The sequence below is a fragment of the Nocardia kruczakiae NBRC 101016 genome (assembly GCF_001612965.1).
GTDB classification, from domain to species: domain Bacteria; phylum Actinomycetota; class Actinomycetes; order Mycobacteriales; family Mycobacteriaceae; genus Nocardia; species Nocardia kruczakiae.
In genome coordinates, this window is record NZ_BDBL01000090.1 from 1 (window position 1) to 2,412 (window position 2,412).

Sequence of the window (2,412 nt, forward strand, 5' to 3'; positions counted from 1 at the left end):
GGCCCGCGCCTTCCGGCGGCCGCGCTGCCGCGCCCGGCGATTCGGACCGTCGTCGCGGTGTGTTCGGCGCCTCGATCACCGTGCCACACGGGCCCGCGATGTGCCTGGCTACCGTTGCGGCACTGTGGCCCACGGTGTAGCCGCGCGGACACCGATGTCCGGGGAACCGTTGTGACGTGGAAAGATGGAGGTCGTGTTGCGCTGGATTACTGCTGGTGAGTCTCATGGTCCCGCTCTTGTCGCCATCGTCGAGGGGATGGTGGCCGGTGTCGAGGTGACCTCGGCCGATATCGCCGCGCAACTGGCGCGGCGGCGACTGGGCTACGGGCGCGGCGCGCGGATGAAGTTCGAGGCCGACAAGGTCACCGTGATCGGCGGTATCCGCCACGGCAGGACCATGGGCGGCCCGGTCGCGATCGAGATCGCCAATTCCGAATGGCCCAAGTGGACCGAGGTCATGGCCGCCGACCCCGTCGACGAGGCCGAGCTGGCCGAACTGGCCCGCAACGCTCCGCTGACGCGTCCCCGCCCCGGCCATGCCGACTACTCGGGGATGCTCAAGTACGGCTTCGACGACGCCCGCAACGTGCTCGAACGCGCCAGCGCCCGCGAAACGGCCGCCCGGGTCGCCGCCGGCACGGTGGCCCGGCAGTTCCTGCGCCAGGCCCTCGGCGTCGAGGTCGTCTCGCATGTGGTCTCGATCGGCACCGCGGCGGCCCGCCCGGGTCTCGTACCGACCGCCGCCGATCTCGAGGCCGTGGACGCCAGCCCGGTCCGCGCATTCGATCCCGAGGCCGAAACCGCGATGATCGCCGAGATCGAGGCCGCCAAGAAGGACGGCGACACCCTCGGCGGCGTCGTCGAGGTCGTGGTCACCGGACTGCCGGTCGGGTTGGGGTCGTTCGTCAGCGGCGAACAACGGCTGGATTCGCGGCTGGCCGCGGCCCTGATGGGTATCCAGGCCATCAAGGGTGTCGAGGTCGGCGACGGATTCGAGACCGCACGTCGTCGCGGCAGCGCCGCCCACGACGAAATGCGTCCCGGCCCCGACGGGGTGCTGCGCTCCACCAACCGCGCCGGTGGCCTCGAGGGCGGTATGACCAACGGCGAACCCCTGCGCGTGCGCGCGGCGATGAAGCCCATCTCGACCGTTCCGCGTGCGCTGTCCACCGTGGATATGGCCACCGGTGACGAGGCCGTGGCCATCCATCAGCGCTCCGACGTCTGTGCCGTGCCCGCCGCCGGTGTCGTCGCCGAGGCCATGGTGGCGCTCGTGGTCGCGCAGGCCGTCCTGGAGAAGTTCGGCGGCGATTCCCTCGCCGAGACCGTCGACAACCTCACGACGTACCAGAAGCGTGTCCAGACCCGCCCGCACATCCCGGGCGTCGTGGCGTCGGAGGCATGAATGGCTGATCCCGCGCGCGGCACCGCCCGGGTCCGGCGCCCGGGACAGCCGTCGTGATCGTTCGCAGCGACCCCAGCCGGCCCAGCGTGATCCTCATCGGCCCGCCCGGTGCCGGTAAGTCCACCATCGGGCGCAAACTCGCCCGCGAACTCGGCGTCTCGCTCTACGACACCGACGCCGGGATCGAACAGGACACCGGTCGCAGCATCCCCGACATCTTCGCCACCGACGGTGAACCGGAATTCCGGCGGATCGAGGAACGCGTCGTACGCCGCGCGATCCTCGCCGAACACGGCGTCGTCTCCCTCGGCGGCGGTGCGATCCTGTCCGCGGCCACGCGAGAGTTGTTGCGGGGGCGCACGGTGGTGTACCTGGAGATCAGCGTGTCCGAGGGACTGCGCCGGACCGGGGCGTCGACGAATCGGCCGCTGCTCAACGGCGACGATCCGAGCGCGAAATATCGCGAACTGATGCGCGTGCGGCGCCCGCTCTACCGCGAGGTGGCCTCCATCCGGATTCGCACCGACGGCCGCAGCCCCGGCCGCGTCGTCCGTGCCATTCTGGCCAAACTCGGCGTCGAGCCGACCGAAACACCGGCGCCGCAACAGGATTCGGCGAGTGCCGAGCCCACCGGCACTCGCCGCTCCCGTTCCCGGGGGCGCCGTCGCCGCACGCGCGCCGCGGCCGACGCCACCCAGCCCACCGCCACATCCGGCGAAACCGAAGCCGCACAGACGGATTCGCCCGAGACGGACCGCACTCAGCCGCGGCGCCGAGCACGGCGTTCCCGGCGCGGCGGCCGCCGGCACTCCCGTAACCGGACCGGCACCCCGCCCGAGACGGCGCCCGTCGGACCGGCCCCGGCCGGCCCCACCGTCACCTCCGTACCGGCGCCGGGCAGTACGGACGCGAAACCTCCTGCCGCACAACCGAATGCACGGCCGGGACGGGTCCGCCGCACCGCCACCCGCGCCGCGGGCCCTCCCGGCGCGAACACCGATCCCGGC

Annotated in this window: 1 protein-coding gene and 1 pseudogene; both read left to right on the top strand. The window is 72.1% G+C overall.

Annotated features, from left to right (window positions below):
• Positions 1-184 precede the first annotated feature (184 nt).
• Complete coding sequence (gene aroC / locus NK1_RS33100; RefSeq protein ID WP_084461861.1) at positions 185-1,405, top strand: chorismate synthase; 1,221 nt, start codon at positions 185-187, stop codon at positions 1,403-1,405.
• Positions 1,406-1,461: 56 nt separating this feature from the next.
• Positions 1,462-1,977 (top strand): annotated as a pseudogene (locus NK1_RS35970) (shikimate kinase); the annotation flags it as partial.
• Positions 1,978-2,412: the final 435 nt, after the last annotated feature.

Coding starts and splice junctions, on each gene's coding strand:
- aroC (WP_084461861.1), top strand. CDS start 185: ATGGAGGTCGTGTTGCGCTGGATTACTGCTGGTGAGTCTCATGGTCCC.